General features: G+C 59.6%; 15 protein-coding genes and 2 tRNA genes. 5 read left to right on the forward strand and 12 right to left on the reverse strand.

Going from position 1 to position 18,243, the window contains the following annotated elements; genetic code table 11:
- Window positions 1-15 precede the first annotated feature (15 nt).
- Complete coding sequence (gene otnI, locus ABGX75_RS16240; RefSeq protein ID WP_011508471.1) at window positions 16-804, forward strand: 2-oxo-tetronate isomerase; 789 nt, start codon at window positions 16-18, stop codon at window positions 802-804.
- A 58-nt stretch (window positions 805-862) separates the two neighbouring features.
- Here the strand turns inward: otnI and fhuE are convergent, their stop codons facing one another.
- From fhuE to ABGX75_RS16280, 8 genes are all read right to left on the reverse strand, one after another.
- On the reverse strand, window positions 863-3,109 hold the full coding sequence (gene fhuE / locus ABGX75_RS16245; RefSeq protein ID WP_347411036.1) for a ferric-rhodotorulic acid/ferric-coprogen receptor FhuE: 2,247 nt from the start codon (window positions 3,107-3,109) through the stop codon (window positions 863-865).
- A gap of 124 nt (window positions 3,110-3,233) precedes the next feature.
- Window positions 3,234-4,094 (reverse strand): PA4780 family RIO1-like protein kinase, encoded by an 861-nt coding sequence (locus tag ABGX75_RS16250; protein ID WP_224113364.1) that lies wholly within the window; start codon window positions 4,092-4,094, stop codon window positions 3,234-3,236.
- A 60-nt stretch (window positions 4,095-4,154) separates the two neighbouring features.
- Window positions 4,155-5,552 (reverse strand): ATP-dependent RNA helicase DbpA, encoded by a 1,398-nt coding sequence (gene dbpA / locus ABGX75_RS16255; protein ID WP_011508474.1) that lies wholly within the window; start codon window positions 5,550-5,552, stop codon window positions 4,155-4,157.
- Window positions 5,553-6,052: 500 nt separating this feature from the next.
- Window positions 6,053-6,463 carry a DUF892 family protein gene (locus tag ABGX75_RS16260; protein WP_347411037.1) on the reverse strand — a complete coding sequence of 137 codons (411 nt, stop codon included), beginning with the start codon at window positions 6,461-6,463 and terminating at the stop codon, window positions 6,053-6,055.
- Window positions 6,464-6,857: 394 nt separating this feature from the next.
- Window positions 6,858-6,934 (reverse strand) — tRNA-Arg (locus ABGX75_RS16265).
- A 253-nt stretch (window positions 6,935-7,187) separates the two neighbouring features.
- A tRNA-Pro gene (locus tag ABGX75_RS16270) sits at window positions 7,188-7,258 on the reverse strand.
- A 191-nt stretch (window positions 7,259-7,449) separates the two neighbouring features.
- Window positions 7,450-8,637, reverse strand: coding sequence for a CoA transferase (locus ABGX75_RS16275; protein WP_179152363.1), 1,188 nt, complete (start codon window positions 8,635-8,637; stop codon window positions 7,450-7,452).
- Between the two features lie 28 nt (window positions 8,638-8,665).
- Entirely contained in the window at window positions 8,666-9,454 is a 789-nt protein-coding gene (locus ABGX75_RS16280; RefSeq protein WP_347411038.1) for an enoyl-CoA hydratase/isomerase family protein, read from the reverse strand.
- A gap of 265 nt (window positions 9,455-9,719) precedes the next feature.
- Between ABGX75_RS16280 and ABGX75_RS16285 the strand changes: the two genes are divergently transcribed.
- The gene (locus ABGX75_RS16285; protein ID WP_011508479.1) at window positions 9,720-10,247 is read left to right on the forward strand and encodes a gamma carbonic anhydrase family protein; all 528 of its coding nucleotides are present in this window, start codon (window positions 9,720-9,722) and stop codon (window positions 10,245-10,247) included.
- 83 nt (window positions 10,248-10,330) lie between these two features.
- Here ABGX75_RS16285 and ABGX75_RS16290 read toward each other — a convergent pair whose 3' ends face one another.
- The 4 genes from ABGX75_RS16290 to ABGX75_RS16305 form a co-directional block, all read right to left on the reverse strand.
- Complete coding sequence (locus tag ABGX75_RS16290; protein ID WP_011508480.1) at window positions 10,331-11,233, reverse strand: NAD(P)-dependent oxidoreductase; 903 nt, start codon at window positions 11,231-11,233, stop codon at window positions 10,331-10,333.
- Between the two features lie 34 nt (window positions 11,234-11,267).
- Window positions 11,268-12,719, reverse strand: coding sequence for an NADP-dependent succinate-semialdehyde dehydrogenase (gene gabD / locus ABGX75_RS16295; RefSeq protein WP_011508481.1), 1,452 nt, complete (start codon window positions 12,717-12,719; stop codon window positions 11,268-11,270).
- Window positions 12,720-12,776: 57 nt separating this feature from the next.
- Window positions 12,777-13,754 carry a D-erythronate dehydrogenase gene (denD, locus tag ABGX75_RS16300; RefSeq protein ID WP_011508482.1) on the reverse strand — a complete coding sequence of 326 codons (978 nt, stop codon included), beginning with the start codon at window positions 13,752-13,754 and terminating at the stop codon, window positions 12,777-12,779.
- A gap of 149 nt (window positions 13,755-13,903) precedes the next feature.
- Entirely contained in the window at window positions 13,904-14,650 is a 747-nt protein-coding gene (locus tag ABGX75_RS16305) for an FCD domain-containing protein (protein ID WP_011508483.1), read from the reverse strand.
- A gap of 222 nt (window positions 14,651-14,872) precedes the next feature.
- Here ABGX75_RS16305 and ABGX75_RS16310 point away from each other — a divergent pair, with 222 nt between their 5' ends.
- The 3 genes from ABGX75_RS16310 to ABGX75_RS16320 all read left to right on the forward strand — a co-directional run bounded on the left by ABGX75_RS16310 (window position 14,873) and on the right by ABGX75_RS16320 (window position 18,223).
- Window positions 14,873-15,907, forward strand: a complete 1,035-nt coding sequence (locus ABGX75_RS16310; RefSeq protein WP_011508484.1) for a 4-hydroxythreonine-4-phosphate dehydrogenase PdxA — start codon at window positions 14,873-14,875, stop codon at window positions 15,905-15,907.
- A gap of 31 nt (window positions 15,908-15,938) precedes the next feature.
- The gene (locus ABGX75_RS16315; RefSeq protein WP_347411039.1) at window positions 15,939-17,111 is read left to right on the forward strand and encodes an L-rhamnonate dehydratase; all 1,173 of its coding nucleotides are present in this window, start codon (window positions 15,939-15,941) and stop codon (window positions 17,109-17,111) included.
- Window positions 17,112-17,218: 107 nt separating this feature from the next.
- Entirely contained in the window at window positions 17,219-18,223 is a 1,005-nt protein-coding gene (locus ABGX75_RS16320; protein WP_011508486.1) for a tripartite tricarboxylate transporter substrate binding protein, read from the forward strand.
- Window positions 18,224-18,243: the final 20 nt, after the last annotated feature.

Here is an 18,243-nt window from a genome sequence, read left to right on the forward strand (position 1 = left end):
GAAAGGAGTCTCCCCATGCCCCGCTTTGCCGCCAACCTGTCCATGATGTTCAACGAGGAGCCCTTCATGGAGCGCTTCGCCGCGGCCGCCGCCTGCGGCTTCGAAGGGGTCGAGTTCCTGTTCCCTTATGCGTTCGAGGCCGATGACATCGCTGCCGAGTTGAGACGTCATGGCTTGCAGCAGGCGCTGTTCAACCTGCCGCCGGGCGACTGGGACGCCGGCGAGCGCGGCATCGCCGCCCTGCCGGGGCGCGAGGCGGAGTTCCGCGACAGCGTCGAGACCGCGATTCGTTACGCCCGGGCGCTGAACTGTCCGCGCCTGCATGCCATGGCAGGGCTGGCCCCCGAGGATGTGGCACGGGAAACATGGCGCGAGGTGTATCTGGAAAACCTGCGCCATGCCGCCCGCCGCCTCGCCGAACACGACCTCGAATTGCTGATCGAGCCCATCAATACCCGCGACATGCCGGGATACTGCCTCAACCATCAGGCCGAGGGGCACGCCATCGTGGCCGAACTGGGCGAGCCCAACGTCAAGGTACAGATGGATTTCTACCACACCCAGATCATGGACGGGGACCTCTGGACGACCTACCGGCGTCATCGCGCAGGGGTCGGCCACATTCAGATCGCCGGCGTGCCCGAGCGTCACGAACCCGATACCGGGGAAGTGAATTATCCGTGGCTTTTCCAGCAGTTGGACGCAGACGGGTTCGAGGGCTGGATCGGCTGTGAATACAAGCCCCGCGCCGGCACCCGGGCGGGACTGGGATGGTTCGAGGCGTGGAAACGGCCAGCCGGCTAGCGGCCGAGACGCTGGCGGGCGCCGGCGTTGGCACGTGCGCCGGAGCCCGCCAGGACACTCAGAACGCGTAGGTCAGCGTCGAGGTCACCCGTCGTGGTTCACCATAGACACCGTAGGTGTCGAAATAGCTGTAGTACTTCTCGTCGAACAGGTTCTTCACGTTGACCTGTAGCGCCAGCTGCGGCGTGAACTGGTAACGACCGAAGACATTCGCGACCGCATAGCTGCTCTGCTCGTAATCGCGGGTTCCGCCGCCGGGCGCAGCCTGGTCGTCGATGAAGGTATCGCTCTGCCACCTGGCCCCCCCGCCGATCGTCAGCTGACGCCACTGTGGTACACGGTAGCTGGCGAAAAGGTTGGCCTGGGTACGCGGGCGGTCGGTGTTGAACGAGCCTTCCGCGGAGGTCGCCGTGTAGTGGGTAATTCCCACGGTCATATCGAGATCGTCGGTCACCGCACCGGTCAGCTCGGCCTCGAAACCTTCGCTGACCACGTCGCTGACAGGGGGGGCGGTGGTGATGAGCGAGCCGGGGGTGCTGACAATATCGGCCACGTTATCCTGCTCGAGTCTGAACACCGAGAACGAGGCGTTGAGCAATCCATCGAACCAGGCGGCCTTGATGCCGGTCTCGTAGTTCTTGCCCACGAGGGGATCGAGATAGCCGTTACCGCCTGCCAGGCGATAGCTTTGGGGCTGGAAAATCTCGGTATAGCTCAAGTAGGTGGACCAGACATCGTTGATGTCGTAGACCAGGCCGCCATACGGCGTGATGTCGTCTTCGTCCTGAGAATGGCTGCCCAGGCCGCTCGACCAGGTACTGCCATGCCAGTCGGTATAGCGTGCGCCGACGATCAGCGTCAGCGGATCGGCCAGCGAGAACCGCGTGACGCCGTAGACCGACTTCTGCCGCACACTGGCGCTCTCCGACGGCGTGAAATCCGCCCATCCCGCATTCGGTGCCGTGCCATCCCAGTGATTGAAATCGCCGGGAGCAAAGCCGTCGATGAAGGTGTTCTCGTAGTCATTGCTCTGGTCGCTGTAGCTGCCGCCCACGACGAGCTCGTGCGCGCGACCGAACAGTGCGAACGGGCCCTTCGCATAGCCGTCGACCGAGTCCACCTCGCGCTCGCCCCGGTTCCAGCCGGTATAGAAGAATGGACCTTGTCCCGTCACGGGGTCGGGAGACGAGAAATAGGGCTCGTAGTAAGGTGCGGCCAGCTTGCCGTCCATGTCGGTCTCTTCGTGGGTCGCCGTGCCGCGCAGCTCCCAACCGTTGTCGAAGCGATGGTCGAGCTGGGCGAACACCTTCCTGGCTTCGAAATCGTAGTAGGACCAGTCCGGGGCCACGCTGAACGAGCGGCTGTAATCCGTCTCGCTGCCATCGCTGTACCAGAGCGGCAATCCGCCCCAGGTCGGCGACGAGGCATGCGTGTTCTGGTAGTCGTAACCCACCGAGAGGGTGGTGCGATCGGTCACGTCCGCATCGATCACCCCATAGCCGAACTTCTCACGCTCGGCGTAGCGGTCCAGATAGGAATCGCTATCGTCGTAGCCGCCGACGAACCGCGCCCGCACATCGCCGGACGCCGTCAGCGGGGTGGTGACATCGACCACGCCGCGGCGCTGGTCCCAGCTGCCGAGCGTGCCGGACACCGACCCTGTCAGCTCGCGGCTGTCCGCGTGCTTGCGCACGAAATTGACCGAGGCCCCAGGGTTCCCCGCGCCCGTCATCAGGCCGTTGGCGCCGCGCACTACCTCGACCCGATCATAGATCGCCGTGTTCTGGGAGCCCTCGCCGAAGTACCAGCGACTGTCCGTGTTGAGCGTGGGAATGCCGTCGTATTGATAGCTGTTGATGCGAAAACCGCGCGAGTAGAACGACACGCGGTTGCTGTCGATGCGGCTGGCGGAGATGCCCGTGGTGTTGGCGAGGACCTCTTCGATGTCCTGCAGATCCTGATCCTTGATGCGCTGCTCGGTGACGATGCTGAGCGACTGCGGCACCTCCTTGGGACTCAGCTCGAAACGCGTGCCTGCCGCGGTGGTGCGGCGCGTGTAGCCGACATTGTCATAGAGGTTCACGGCTGTGACCGTCACCGTCTCCAGCTCAGGTGCCTCATCGGACTGTGCCCATGCCGAGGAGAGGGGAAGCACCGAGACGGTGGAGAACAACGCGATCGGTAACGCGCGGCTGCGAAGAAAATGCGCGCGGGCTTGGCCGCACGACTGGCCTGACTCGTGCGGCCGACAGGAAGGTTTGTTCATTGTGTTCCCTTGAGGACGCGTCATGGGCGTCACTTTCATGAGGCATTTCCGAAGCGCGAAGTATGGAAACCCTCGACTCAAGAGTCAATGATTATGATAAATATTCGCATTGGCATCATTGACGCCAACGATGCCGACAAGGGTGCTTGCGACAGTCGAGACCTCAGTCGTCGTCTTCGATGTCGTCGCGCGCGCGCTCGCGGCGCTCCTCGGCTTCCTCGCGCGCATCGTCGATCACCGCCATCAGCTCCACGACATCGACGCTGTACGTGTCGGGTTCGAAATGCCCGGTGAGCCGGCTATCCGGATGCAGTTCCCCGGTCTCGAAAAGCGCCCAGATCTCCTTGCCGTAGTCGGTGTCGAGCAGCGCCGGCTCGAAGCGCCCGAACCAGTCGCGCATCTTGTCGACGTCACGCACCAGCAGCATCGGCGCGCTGTTGTTGCCCGCCGCATCGACTGCCTGGGGCAAGTCGATGATCACCGGGCCCTCGCGGTCGACCAGCACGTTGAATTCGGAAAGATCGCCATGCACCAGCCCGGCGCACAGCATGCGCACCACGTCGGCGATGACACGGTCGTGATAATCGCGCGCCTGTTGCGGGCTCAGCGTCACCTCGCTCAGGCGCGGGGCGACACCGCCCTCGCCGTCGCCGATCAGGTCCATCAGCAGCACGCCGTCGACGAAGCCATGCGGCCGAGGCACGCGCACCCCCGCCGCGTCCAGCCGGTACAGGGCATCCACCTCGGCGCTGAGCCAGGCCGCTTCCTGCTCCTTCTGACCATAGCGGGTCTTCTTGGCCATCGCCCGGGCACGCCGGCTGTTACGCTCCTTGCGGCCCTCCTGATACTGAACGGCCTGCTTGAAGCTGCGTTGACTGGCTTCCTTGAACACCTTGGCGCAACGCCGCTCTGCGCCACAGCGCACCACGTAGACCTGGGCTTCCTTGCCGCTCATCAACTGGCTGACGACCTCGTCGATCAGTCCATCTTCGAGCAGCGGTTGGAGTCGTTTGGGGACTTTCATATCACCTTTTCATAGTAGGCGCCGGTAATCGGGGCAAGCATCAGAAGCACCATCGGGAAATCAGCGAGTGACGCGGCGCGCCCGGAACGACCGCCCCTTGATCCGTCCATTGGCGAGTTGATCGAGCGCAGCACGGGCCACCTCGCGCTCGACGGCGACGAAGGCACTGCGCTCGGTGATCTGGATCTTGCCGACCTGGTCGCCGGCGATACCGCCCTCGCCGGTCAAGGCGCCGAGAATGTCTCCCGGACGTACCTTCTGCTTCTTGCCGGCGCCGAGCTGCAACGTCGTCATCCGCGGCGTGAAGGGCTGCGGATTGCCGCGCAGCGTCGGCAACGGTTCGCAGGCCAGCGGCTCGCCGAGGAAGTCGCCGAGCTTTTCGAGTCGATAGCGCTCCCCCTCGGCGACCAGTGTACAGGCCACCCCGCGCCCACCGGCCCGGCCGGTACGCCCGATGCGATGTACGTGAACCTCGAGTTCGCGGGCGATCTGGTAATTGAACACCGCATCCAGCGCATCGATGTCCAGCCCGCGCGCCGCCACGTCGGTGGCGACCAGAACCGACACGCTCTTGTTGGCGAACATCGCCAGGATGCGGTCGCGGTCGGGCTGCTCAAGATCGCCATTGAGCGCCAGCGCGGAAAAGCCCGCCGCGTTCAGGGCCTCGGCGACCTGTTGCGTCTCGCGCTTGGTGTTGCAGAACACCACGCTGGACTCCGGGCGATGGCTCAGCAACAGCCGCTCCAGCGCCGGCAGGCGAGCCTCCTCGTCGGCGACCCGGAAGAAATGCTGACGGATGCTGGTGTCGTCATGCGTCGAGGCGACCTCCACGGCGAGCGGTTCACGCATCAGACGCTCGGCGACCGGCCGGATGCCCTCGCCGTAGGTGGCACTGAACAACAGCGTCTGACGCGAGGTCGGCGTCTGGCCGACGATCGTCTCGATCGCCGCCTGGAAGCCCATGTCGAGCATGCGATCGGCTTCGTCCAGCACCAGCGTGGTCAGCGCGCCGAGTGTCAGCGAGCCCTTGCGCAGGTGCTCCTCGATCCGCCCCGGGGTTCCCACCACTACATGCGCGCCATGTTCCAGCGAATCGCGCTGCGGCTTGAGCGGCGCCCCGCCACACAGCGTCAGCACCTTGACGTTGCCCAGCCCACGCGCCAGCCGACGCACCTCACCGGCGACCTGATCGGCCAGCTCGCGGGTCGGACACAACACCAGCGCCTGCACACGAAATGCCTTCACTTCGAGCTTCGCGAGCACGCCCAGACCGAACGCCGCCGTCTTGCCCGAGCCGGTCTGGCCCTGGCCGATCACGTCGCGCCCGGCGAGTATCGCCGGCAGGCTCTCGGCCTGGATCGGCGTCATCGCGTGGTAGCCCAGCGACGCCAGGTTGGCGAGCAACGCAGGCGCCAGCGGCAAGGTGGCGAAGTCGGGACGAGGGGATAAGTCGGACACTGGGCGATCCTGTAAAGGGTGTCGACCACGTCATGCGTCACGCAAAATCAGTGCGCGATGATGAACAACGGTGGTCGGGATGGAATGGCGGCAGGATAACAGAATCGCGCTCGGCGCGTGTGCGCAAGCCAATACGGCAATCAAGAATCGAAGAGCAAGAGACAGGCCAGCAAGCCATCGTGCGCCACCCGAGCCCTCCCCGGCGATGCACTCGGGCCTGACGTCGAGCTCGGCAGTTTCACGGGCTGCCGGTTCAAGTAGCACCAGCGTCTCGAGTAATCGGACACGCAGGTCGCCACGATCGCCGAGCGCCCGGTCCACACACGTTCTGGAACGGCTCAGGGGCCACATGTCGGCGGTACGGCAGCCAGGGAAAAGTGGCACCGTTGCGTTGTCATATGGTGCTAAATGAGTACAGGAAAGGTCTCGGCTCGCATGGAGCGAGCCGGGACCTTATGACGGGCTGATAAAAATTAAAAATTTCAGTCAATCGAAGTGGTTTAGCCCGCCTTTTTATTCACGTCTTTCTTGGCCAGCTTGGTCAGCTTATCGTCCGCGGACTTTTCTTCCTTGAGCGTTTCGGCAAGGATATCCCTCGCCTCGGTGTAGCCAAGCTGCTCGGCCAGCGAGCACAGCGTGCCATACGCGGCGATTTCGAAGTGTTCGACCTTCTGGGCAGCACCGATCAGCGCGGCATCCAGCAATGGCCCCTTCTCACCGGCTTCGATCAGCTCCTGGCCTTCCTCGAGCAGGCTCTCCATCGCATAGCTCTTGATACGCTTGACGCGAATGTCGGGAATCGTATCCGCCGCTTGCTCGATCCGTTCCACCTGACCACGCGTTTCTTCCAGGTGCTCCTTGAAGGCATCGACCAGATTGGAGTCGTCCGCTGCACGGGCCAGTTTCGGCAATGCGCGCGTAATCTACTTTTCTGCGCTGTTAATTTCAGAAAGCAGGCGAACGAAAAGATCATTCGGGGTCTTGATAACCATGGTGTGCTCCATTTCCTTGACGAGAAATTCCATTTTTTCGCGAACTTAAATGGCTATTTCAACGTAGCAGGGAGATGGACTCTGACAAACGCATTGATTGATGAGGATTAAAAACCTGGAAACATAAACCCGGCCCACGACTCCCGTTTCGACAATCGATTTGATTATCAGCCCCGCGTGATTCACTACCCATCGCTAATACAGCCATCGAAGTGCTCTATCATACCGAGGGGCAGAACGTATCGGCTCTATGCGGGGGGGGCTTGTAAACGAAAAAGCCCGCGAGAGAACTCGCGGGCTTGGCATCGATTCGTGGCCCGCCCTGAAGGATTCGAACCTTCGACCTTTGCCTCCGGAGGGCAACGCTCTATCCAGCTGAGCTAAGGGCGGAACGCGGCATATCCTACTGCGTCAGGATAGGGGTTGTCCACCATGGCGGCTCGCCCCGTGCTTGGCGAGAGTGCCCCGGGCACGACTGACGGCCGGCGCATCTCCCCCTGGCCCGCCAGGTCGGACAATGCCGGCAGCCCTTGCGCGGTTTCGATCTGCAGCCACAGCGGCTTGTCGCAGGCGGCAGGCTGCTCCAGCGCTGGGACGGACTGGCCTTGGGCACCCGCGGGTGTGAGACGGCTCTCGATATTCTGGCCCCCTGAAGAATTCGCACCTTCGGCCTTTGCCTTCCGAGAGCAGCGCTCTAACCAGCGAAGCCAAGGCGGAGCGCGACATGCCCTGCTGCGATGTCAGGACAGGGTTGTCCACCGCCAAGGCAGACAACGCCTCTTGATCACCGTATCGGGCCACCTCTCCTTTCGCCGCACTCCTGGAAGAGCGCTCCAAAGGCAAGCAATGACGATGGCACTGCAACCAAGAGCCCACTTTACGCATGATACGCGCGATACAGCACTCTACTTGATCACGCCCTGCTCACGCAGCACCGCCAAGCGTTCGGCGGACAATCCCAGGCCCTGCAGCACTTCGTCGGTATGCTGTGCATATACTGGCGCTGGTTGGCGTATGGAAGGTGGCGTCAGTGACAACTTGCTGGGAAAGCCCACCATCTGCATCTTGCCGATCACCGGATGCTCGACCTCCTGCACCATGCCGCGCTCTTGGTAATGAGGATCTTGCACTGCCTGGGCGAAGTTATTGATGGGACCGGCCGGGACTCCCGCCTGATCACATCTTGCCAACCAGACATGCATGTCATCGGTGGTGAAAATCTCTTCCAGAACCGCCTCGAGGGCCTCGACATTCTGCCCACGGTGGTAGTTGGTCGTGAAGCGTGGGTCTTCCAGCAGGTCGGGGCGCATGATGACCTCCTGGCACAGTCGCTCCCACGTGCGTTGATTGGCGCAACCAAGCATGAAGTAACCGTCGCGCGCTTGAAGCGCCTGATAAGGAGCCGACACGCGATGTCGCCAGCCAGTGGGCTGCGGAACAGTACCTTCCGAGAAGTATGCAGCCGCCTCCCAAGAAAACCAGGGGAGGCCGCATTCGGCAATGGCAACATCGACCAACTGCCCCTCGCCAGTATTCATCTTGTGGATGTAGGCCGCGAGAATGGAATAGACGGCCGTGATACCGGCGCCAATATCGTACACGGCGATCCCGGTCTTCAACGGCCGACGCCCTGGCTCACCGGTCATCGACATCAGCCCGGTCATGCCCTGGGCCACCAGGTCGAAGCCTCCCTTGTGACTATAAGGTCCTGTCTGTCCGTATCCAGAGATGGAGCAGTAGATGATGCCCGGATTGATGTCTTTGAGAGTTTCGTAGTCGATCTTCAGCGACTTGGTGACACCCGGGCGGTAATTCTCGACGATGACGTCAGCATCTCTTGCCAACTGGTAGAAAAGTTCCTTGCCCTGTTCGTCCTTGAGATTTATGGAAATACTCTTCTTGTTACGATTGATCTGAGCAAAGCACGTCGACTCCTCATTGACGTAAGGGCCCATCTGGCGGCTATCGTCGCCACCATTGATCTTCTCGACCTTGGTCACCTCCGCGCCAAGATCGGCAAGCACCATAGTGCAGTAAGGCCCGGCCATGATCTGCGAGATATCCAGCACCTTCATATTTGGCAGTGCGAGCATTTCCTAACCTCCTGTCTATCGTTTGTCTTTATTTTCCTAGCCAGGTATGCGTCTGCTTGTGGATAAAGGCATCCACGGCGTTGTGGAAATCTTGGCTGGTGTAGCAGAGCGCAATAAGGTCCTCGTCCATCCCCGGCGCGGGCCGCTGATGAGCTTGGACTCGTCGGATACCTTCCTTGCATGCCTTGAGCGTCAACGGTGCGAAGCTGCTCAACTTGTCAGCAACGGCACGCACCTCCTCTTCGATGATGCCCGCCGCACAGATTTGCGTGACCAGGCCGGCGTTATAGCTCTCCTCCGCCTTGAGCAGCCGGGCCAGCATCAATACTTCCTTGGCGCGTGCCGCCCCTACCAGGCCGACGAGTCGCGCAATGTTGTTCATCGATACGCAGTTACCCAAGGTGCGCGCGATGGGGATACCAAACTTGAGCTCTGGCGTCGCATAGCGGAAGTCGCAGGCCATGGCGATCGCCGCCCCTCCTCCGATACAAAAGCCTTCAATCAGCGCAATGGTCGGCTTCTGGAGGGTTTCCAGACGTTCAATGACGCGATCGATACGTCGCTCGTAGCCGATTGCATCAGCCGCATCATCGAATTGCGTGAACTGCTTGATATCGGTGCCAGCGACGAAGGCCTCTCCTCCTTCGCCACGCAACACCACGACATCGACGCTGTCGTCTTTCTCCAGCTCGTCACATAGCCGCTCAAGACCGTCGTACATGCCCCATGTCATGGCGTTGCGGACTTCGGGACGATTGAATGTCACCCATGCCAGTCGCCCTTCCCGAACACACTCGATTTCCGCTTGCTGTTCCATGCTCTTCTCCTCGGTTCTCGGCTGCACGCTGCAAGGCCTTGGCCTGGGTCGACACTCGCCTTCAAAGAATGAACTCATAATTCATTTTTACAAAATAGACTTTAGTCTACCGGCCAAAAAGAGTTACAAATGCTTTATAAACAATGACTTACTGTATGGAACAGAAAGTGGCGTGAAAGCAAATTTGAATTCATAATTCCAAAGTACAATGATTTACTCGCTTGCACTAGGCTGTGCCATATCAACAACGATCAGGAGAACATAGATGACTCGCTATTCGCTGAGAGACGCATCTCCCACATTAGAACCGAGCGCATACGCCGCTCCCGAGGCGGTGATCATCGGTGAGGTGACGCTGGGCGAGGACGTCAGTGTCTGGCCTGGAGCCGTACTTCGAGGAGACAACGCAGCAATCACTATCGGCAGAGGCAGCAATATACAAGAGAACTGCGTACTGCATGTCGATCCCGGTTTTCCCCTGACCATCGGCGACAACGTCACCGTGGGTCACCTCGTCATGCTGCACGGCTGCACGATCGGCAACGGCAGTCTGGTCGGTATGCACGCTACCGTGCTAAACGGTGCCGTCATTGGCGAGAACAGCCTGGTCGGCGCCGGTGCCATGATCACCTCAAATAAACAGTTCCCGCCCTGCTCGCTTATTTTAGGCTCGCCGGCCAGGGTGGTTCGCACACTCAGCGATGAAGAAATCGCAGGCCTGCAAGAAAGCAGCCAGAATTATGTCGAGCGCAAGGAGCGTTACCGGCACGAACTCCAACGAATCGATACCTAAGCGGAACACTAATCAAGCGGCCCGCAGCCATGAGCCATTCGCGCTCGACATGACGAAGCCCTTTCCGTTTTGGCGCGCGCCGCTTAACCGTCTCTCTCGCCTTCCGCGAGAAGGCCGATCAATTCAGGAATCGCAGCCTCGGCATGCCCCGCGTTTCTCGCGTCCTCGAGCACTGCAAGGATGCCGTTGGCTGCGTTCTTGTTGGCCTGCAGGTCGCCCGCCATGGCCACGTAATAGCCCAGGTCCTTGTGTGCATTGGCAATGCTGAAGCGAAAGCCGGAACTGTCTCGTTCGAGAATGTACGGCTGCAGGCGCTGCAGGATAGCGCCAGCACCGCCACCTTTGGCGAGCACCTCCACCAGTGTCTCTGGCTCGATACCACCCAATTGTGCACAAGCCGCGGCCTCGGCCAGGACAGTAGAAAATCCCACCGACACGAAGTTGTGCAGCAATTTAAGCTTGTGGCCTGCTCCCACCGGCCCCGCATAGGTAATGTTTTCGGCAAAACTCTCCAGTAGAGGTTTATGCTTCTCGAACAACTCGCGATCGCCACCGACGATAAGGTTGAGCCGACCTTCTGCAGCTTCTTTCGGCGTGCGCGTCATCGGCGCGTCCAGAAAGCGCCCACCGGCTGTCGCAACGGCGTCAGCTATCTGCTCCGTCGAACTGGGAATCGCCGTAGAGCAGTCGATCACCACTCCCCCCGGCTTCAAGCCCTTGAGCACACCATCATCGCGAAACAAGACATCTTCGACTTGCGGCGAGCCAGTGACGCAGACAATGACCACATCGCAATGAGCCGCCAGCTCCCGGCCAGTGGCAAAGCGCTGGGCACCGTTGCCCACGAGCGTGTCTACTGGCTGGTTACCCGGGTGATCGAGGAACCCCAGCGGCCAGCCATGCTTCTGAATGTTGCTGGCGATACCGTGCCCCATCAGGCCGATGCCGACCACGCCGACCCGTATATCCGCTCGATTGTCATTCATGTCGTTATCATCCTCAGCTAAGCTTCCTGCAGACTCACAGACCGCCCATGCACATGTACTTGATTTCGATATAGTCCTCGATTCCGTACTTGGAGCCCTCACGCCCTATGCCGGACTCCTTGATACCGCCAAACGGCGCCAGTTCCGTGGAAATCAACCCTTCATTGATGCCGACGATGCCGTACTCCAGAGCCTCGGCGACACGCCATACACGGCCAATATCACGACTATAGAAGTAGCAGGCGAGACCAAATTCAGTAGCATTAGCCTGACGGATCACCTCGGCCTCGTCACTGAAGCGCAACAGCGGTGCCACCGGACCGAAGGTTTCTTCGTTCATAAGACGAGCTTCAGCGGGGACTTCGGTGAGAATGGTAGGCGTAAAGAAGCCCCCGCCCTTGTCGTGACGACTACCACCCAGGTAGACCGTGGCACCCCGCGCCTGCGCGTCCTCGATGTGCTGCTCGACCTTTTCGACGGCTGCCTGATCGATCAGCGGGCCAATGGTGACATCCGGCTCCATGCCATCACCGACACGTAGCGCATTGACGGCATGGGACAACTTGGCCGCGAAGTCGTCGTAAACGTTGTCATGAACGAAGATACGATTGGCACACACGCACGTCTGGCCGGCATTGCGGAATTTAGAGGCCATCACCCCAGCCACGGCTTGGTCCAGGTCGGCATCGTCGAAAATGATGAACGGTGCGTTGCCACCCAGTTCCATCGAAACCTTCTTGACGGTGTTGGCGCATTGGCTGAGCAGTACCTTGCCCACCTCGGTGGAGCCGGTAAAAGAGAGTTTACGGACAATGGGGTTGTCGGTTAGCTCGCCCCCCACCGTGCGTGCCGAGCCAGTCACCACGTTGAGCACTCCTTCGGGCACGCCGGCACGCTCGGCCAGTTCGGCCAGCGCCAGCGCTGAATAAGGCGTACTCGATGCGGGTTTGACCACCACAGTGCAACCCGCCGCCATGGCAGCACCGGCTTTACGGGTGATCATGGCGTTGGGGAAATTCCAGGGCGTGATCGCCGCAACCACGCCGATCGGCTCCTTGGTGACGACAATACGGCGATCGCCGGCGTGTGCAGGGATCACATCGCCGTAGATGCGCTTGGCCTCCTCACCGAACCACTCGATGAAGGAAGCACCATAGGCGATCTCACCCCTTGCCTCTTGCAGGGGCTTGCCCTGTTCAAGGGTGAGAATGGTCGCCAGATCATCTTGATGCTCCATGCATAGGTCGTACCAGCGACGCAGGATGACGGCACGCTCTTTCGCTGTTTTGGCTCGCCAGGCTGGCTGGCTGGCGTCGGCAGCATCGACGGCCGCACGCACCTCTTCTCGGGACAGGCTAGGCACGCGGCCCAGACGCTCCTGAGTGGCAGGATTGGCGACATCAATGGCCGCCCCATCATCAGCCTCGATCCAGCGTCCACCGATGTAACATCGTTGTTTGAAAAGGCCATCGTCTTGCAAGTTCATGGGACTACCACTCCTTATTTGTTGGTCTTGTGGGTACCGCCCGGGCCGATGGCGTACTTACATTGAGGCGGCTCGTTCGCGCAGGTGGCTCTCTACGATTTCCCGGAAGTCGTCGTCCCCGGCGAAGCCCAGCCGTTTTGCCTTGTCGGTGCGAAAACGAGCTGGCCAGCTGGCAACGATGGTTTCGATATCCTTGTTGTGGTGGTGCTCCACTCGTGCCAAGGCCTGCTCGCCACCATGACGGCGCAACGCCTCCAGCATCTCGGCAACGCTCACTGTAAGGCCCGGCAGCATGACACTGCGTGAGGCGCCAAAATCATCTCCGGACACTTCCGCACCGTGGATTAGCGCGGCGACCACCTTGCCCGGCGACATCACAAACATTTCCAGTTCGGTGGAAACCGGACAGATGGCAGTCTCACCACCGAGCGGCTCGCGCAGGATACTCGAGGCGAAGCTAGAGGCAGCAGCATTGGGCCGCCCCGGGCGAATCATGATGGTTGGCAAGCGCAGTACACGGCCATCAATCAAACCCCGCCGGCTGTAATCGCTGATCAGCAGTTCACACATCGCTTTTTGGGTGCCATACGAGCTCTGCGGTGTCAGCGCCGTCATGTCATCGAGCACTTCAGGTAACTCACCTCCGTAAACCGCGACCGAACTCGTCATGACGAGGCGCGTTGCGGAAAGAGCATAACGACGACAACCTTCCAGCAAGGCACGCGTGGCATCGAAGTTAACCGTCATACCCAGGTCAAGATCGGCCTCCGCTTCCGCACTGACCACAGCGGCCAAATGAAAGATCACATCGGGCCGTTCACCGAGAGATGCATTCAGGGCACCAGGCTCGGCAATATCCAGGTCGCGACACTCGACATCGATGGCATCATTAGAAAGTGACTCCAGGGCGGGGGCAGCTGGGTCGATCAATGTCAATCGCGTCAACGCTTGCCCATCGAGGCGTCCGCGGTCGAGTAGTGCCGCAATCAGGCGCTGCCCGAGAAAGCCAGCAGCGCCGGTTATCAGTACGTGCATAATTCATTCCTTTCATTGTTCGTCACGCTTTCAGATTGACCAGTGGGTGCGGCTTTACAGGCGGCCTCATAATGCCGCTCCCCCTGTCGAAGCCACGCACCAATAACCTTGTCCGGTGACTTTCCGATCCCAGCGACGCATGAACGCGTTTAGCCAGACCCACCCGCCATTTTTTCTTTGGTCGTCCGGTAAACACTATCGAGATGGGCGAGCATGGCTCTTTCAGCAGCATCCGGATCGCCTCTCTTCAAGGCCTCGACAATGTATATATGCTCACGGTAGCTGCGTTCGACCGCTCCAGGCTCGAGCAATACGCGTCGCCTCACGTACAGGTCAAAGCTGTAGAGTTCATCGGCATATTTGACCAAGATATCGTTATCGGCATATTCCGAAATCAATCGGTGGAACGCCTTGTCCGACATCTGGAAGGGTATTGGGTACTCGCCATTACACTCGGACTGAGTCTTGAGCATCTTTTCCAACTGGGCGACGCCATGATCGTCGATCTTCAAGGCTGCACGCCGTGCGATCGCCGACTCTATCACCAGGCGGCTCTCGTAAACGCTATCAATGTCATAGCGAGACTCACCGACAGGGCCAGTTGCTTCCTCGCCCTGCATAAGCCGGTAATGTTGGAGTGCCGATTCATCGACGCACACCCGAGTCTTACTACCATGCGATACGCTGACCATCCCCAGGGCTGCCAAGTGAGACACGGCACCACGAATCGTCTCTCGACTTACGCTGAAAAGCTGCGCCATCTCACGCTCGCTGGGTAGTTCATCACCATCCTGGAGCAGCCGATTGCGCACCATGTCCACCAACTTGTCGGCCAGCAACTCTTTCTTGGTCTTGTTTCTCAGCGCCTGCTCGAACGCAAAAGCCGGGTTATCCATCTCAGATCACCTCCCACCAACTGGTCTAACTTTTAGTCCATGAATCAAAATACCACAACGTTATTGCTACCTAAGTATAAGACAACGACGCACTTTTGGCCTTGACGCTCCCGTGCTGGCAACTAGGCTTGACGTTAACTGGACTGGTAATACAACCAGAAGACCAGATAACGGCAAAAGCATCACCAATTGCACGATGCAGCATTAAAGGACCCAGCCCCCATGACACCGCATAACGACAACCAAGATACTCGTGTCCGCCCCCTCATCGGCATCGTCCTGGGCGACCCAGCTGGCATTGGACCGGAGTTGATCGCCAAGCTTCTGGCGGACCCTGCCTCTCAGGAAAGCGGCCATGCGGTGCTGGTTGCCGACACTTGGCTCTGGGAAGAAGGCCAGCGCATCGCCGGCACTCGGCTCGATTTACCTGTGATCGAACGCTTCGCCGAGGCACGCGAATACACGACCCCCGTACTGATGCCCATCGATAGTATTTCTCGCGACGAGACTCGCTACGGCGAAGCGAACGCGGCGGGCGGACGTTCTGCGCGCCATGCCCTGACGCAATGTCTAGATGCCGCCGTACGGGGTGATATCGACGGGATTTGCTTCGGCCCGCTGAACAAGTATGCCATGAAGCTCGGAGGCATGAACTTCGAGGACGAACTGGGATTCTTCGCCGATTATTTGGGTGTCAATGATTACACCTGCGAGTTCAATACATTCGGAAGTATCTGGACCTCGCGTATCTCATCACATATTCCATTGAAGGATGCGCCTTCCTACGTCACGCGTGAACGTATCCTGAAAGCGGCACGCCTCACCGATAAGTCACTACGTTTGGCCGGATTTGCTGAACCACGCATCGCCGTCGCGGCATTCAATCCACATGGTGGCGAGAGTGGAACCTGCGGTCGCGAGGAAGTTGACACTATTGCCCCGGCAGTGGAAGAAGCGCAAGACGAGGGGCTCACAGTGTCCGGCCCTCACCCTGCTGACACATTATTTCTCAAAGTGCGCGACGGGGAATATGACGCCGTGGTCACCATGTTTCACGACCAAGGGCAGATCGCCATAAAGCTTCTCGGTTTTCATGAAGGGGTCACGGTTCATGGCGGCCTGCCGGTGCCCATTACCACACCAGCACACGGTACGGCCTATGACATCGCCAGCTCTGGGAAAGCCAACCTGCGCCCCACTCACAATGCTTTCAAATTGGCTTGCCAAATGGCGGCCAGCAACCGGCTTTCCAGCTAACTCCTCATCACGACGCTAGACGGACAAGATTATGAAAATCACGCGCGTAAGAGCCCGCGTCTTCGAATGGAAAGGCGACACAGTGCCACCGCAGCCGCATTTCTGCACCAATGCCATGGATGCCCTGTGGGATCGGGGCGATGCCATGGGCAGTTTCCGGTTTCATGGCTGGACGGTGGTCGAGGTCGAAACGGACGAAGGGATCGTCGGGCTCGGCAACGTGGCCCTGGCGCCACGTGTCGCCAAGACGATCATCGATCAGCATCTTGCTCCTCTGGTCATCGGCCAGGACCCGTTCGACTACGAGTACCTGTGGCAGCGCATGTATCGCGCAACGCTGGCGTGGGGACGGCGCGGTATCGGCATGGCGGCGATCTCGGGCGTCGACATCGCCATCTGGGACATCATGGGCAAGGCGCTTGGCAAGCCGGTATTCAAGCTGCTGGGCGGGCGGACCAAGGAGAAGATCCCGTGCTACGCCTCCAAACTCTACAACACCGATCGCGAGACGATGCAGCACGAGGCGCAAGTCTATCTCGACCAGGGCTTCACGGCGATGAAGATGCGTTTCGGCTATGGGCCCAAGGATGGGCCCCGCGGCATGCGCGAGAACCTCAAGAGCGTGGCCGCGGTACGCGAGGTGATCGGCGAGGACATCGACCTGATGGCCGATTGCTACATGGGATGGAATCTCGACTATGCCCGGCGCATGCTGCCCCGCCTCGAACCCTTCGAGCTGCGTTGGCTGGAGGAGCCGGTGATCGCCGATGACATCGACGGCTACGCCGAACTCAACCGCATCGCCCCCATGCCGATTTCCGGCGGCGAGCACGAATTCACCGTGCACGGTTTCCGACAACTCCTGGAGAAGAAAGCCGTCTCGGTGATTCAGTACGATACCAACCGCGTCGGCGGCATCAGCGTGGCGCGCAAGATCAACGCCATGGCCGAGGCTTTCGAGGTACCGGTGATCCCGCATGCGGGGCAGATGCACAACTACCATCTGACGATGGCCTCGCTGGCCTCGCCGATGTCCGAATTCTTCCCGGTGCATGACGTCGAGATCGGCAATGAGCTTTTCTACTACCTGTTCGAGGGCGATCCAGAGCCCATCGACGGATATCTCGACCTAAACGACGACCTTCCAGGACTTGGGCTCACACTCAGTGAAACCAATTTTGACCAGTTCCACATCGTCGAGTAGGCAATTCTCGACGGCAATATTCATTCTTTGATCAGTAGAGGAGGCAGTCAACGCTTTACGCTCACAAGAACAATCGCTCAGCTCACAGACATATCGGGAGAACTACCATGACTATCACAACAAAACGCAACAGTTTTCTACAGATCGGCGGTACCATGGCAGTAGCCTTTGCATTGGGTTCCGCAACATTCGCAAGCTCTGCCCAGGCCGAAGAGTCCTCTTGGTCTCCTTCGCAGAACGTATCGATGGTGGTGCCTTTTAAACCAGGCGGTGGTAGCGACACGTTCGGCCGCGCAGCTACATCAGGAATCAAGGAGGTCAGGGAAGATGTCGAGATCTCCGTCAATAATATTGTAGGTGGTTCAGGAGCCATCGGTTACTCAACACTCCTGCAACGAGATGGCAACCCCCACTACCTGCTCGCCTCGGAGACAGGGGCAGCCATCATCCTGCCCCTCATGAACGACGTCCCGTACAGCTGGGACAAGCTAACGCCAATTGCTGAAGCTGCCGAAGATCACACAATGATCATCGTCGCCAATGATTCTCCGCATGAATCCATTAGCGACCTGGTAGATGCGGCAAAGCAAGGCCAAGTGAACATCGCTATCTCAGGCAAGGGGAGCCCAGCATCACTAGCCTTCCAACTGATTGAACAGAACCAGGACGTAACGTTCAACCGCGTCGTCTTCGAATCAGGATCGGCCAACAACGCAGCTCTACTCGGCGGTGATGTCGCCGCCGCCGGCGCCAACCCCGGTGAGGCTATCGAACTCATCAAGGCCGATAAAGTCCGCGCCCTGACTATCTTCAAGGAGGAACGTTTCGACCAAGGCCCCTTGGCCGAAGTGCCGACAATCGCCGAAGCGGGAATCGATGTCGATGTCACACCCACCCTGCAATTCCGTGGAATACTCGCTTCTCCCGGTCTCAGCGAGGCACAAAAAACCTATTGGGAAAACGCCGTCAAGTCGTGGTCTGAAACCGAGGGCTACAAGACTTACATCGAAAACAATTACCTAACCCCCAAGGTCCGCACCGGTGAAGAATTCGCCGCTTTCCTCGAAAAACAACATAACACTATTGCCCCGCTCCTGACTGAAACGGACTGAGAGGTAATCACCATGAAACC

Origin of the sequence: Chromohalobacter sp., from assembly GCF_039830575.1 — a bacterium.
GTDB lineage: Bacteria > Pseudomonadota > Gammaproteobacteria > Pseudomonadales > Halomonadaceae > Chromohalobacter > Chromohalobacter israelensis.

Excerpts from the sequence above, each read along its gene's own strand:
- otnI (WP_011508471.1), top strand. The coding sequence starts at position 16 with ATGCCCCGCTTTGCCGCCAACCTGTCCATGATGTTCAACGAGGAGCCC.
- fhuE (WP_347411036.1), bottom strand. The coding sequence starts at position 3,109 with ATGAAAGTGACGCCCATGACGCGTCCTCAAGGGAACACAATGAACAAA.
- ABGX75_RS16250 (WP_224113364.1), bottom strand. The coding sequence starts at position 4,094 with ATGAAAGTCCCCAAACGACTCCAACCGCTGCTCGAAGATGGACTGATC.
- ABGX75_RS16275 (WP_179152363.1), bottom strand. The coding sequence starts at position 8,637 with ATGCTCGCACTGCCAAATATGAAGGTGCTGGATATCTCGCAGATCATG.
- ABGX75_RS16280 (WP_347411038.1), bottom strand. The coding sequence starts at position 9,454 with ATGGAACAGCAAGCGGAAATCGAGTGTGTTCGGGAAGGGCGACTGGCA.
- ABGX75_RS16285 (WP_011508479.1), top strand. The coding sequence starts at position 9,720 with ATGACTCGCTATTCGCTGAGAGACGCATCTCCCACATTAGAACCGAGC.
- ABGX75_RS16290 (WP_011508480.1), bottom strand. The coding sequence starts at position 11,233 with ATGAATGACAATCGAGCGGATATACGGGTCGGCGTGGTCGGCATCGGC.
- gabD (WP_011508481.1), bottom strand. The coding sequence starts at position 12,719 with ATGAACTTGCAAGACGATGGCCTTTTCAAACAACGATGTTACATCGGT.
- denD (WP_011508482.1), bottom strand. The coding sequence starts at position 13,754 with ATGCACGTACTGATAACCGGCGCTGCTGGCTTTCTCGGGCAGCGCCTG.
- ABGX75_RS16305 (WP_011508483.1), bottom strand. The coding sequence starts at position 14,650 with ATGGATAACCCGGCTTTTGCGTTCGAGCAGGCGCTGAGAAACAAGACC.
- ABGX75_RS16310 (WP_011508484.1), top strand. The coding sequence starts at position 14,873 with ATGACACCGCATAACGACAACCAAGATACTCGTGTCCGCCCCCTCATC.
- ABGX75_RS16315 (WP_347411039.1), top strand. The coding sequence starts at position 15,939 with ATGAAAATCACGCGCGTAAGAGCCCGCGTCTTCGAATGGAAAGGCGAC.
- ABGX75_RS16320 (WP_011508486.1), top strand. The coding sequence starts at position 17,219 with ATGACTATCACAACAAAACGCAACAGTTTTCTACAGATCGGCGGTACC.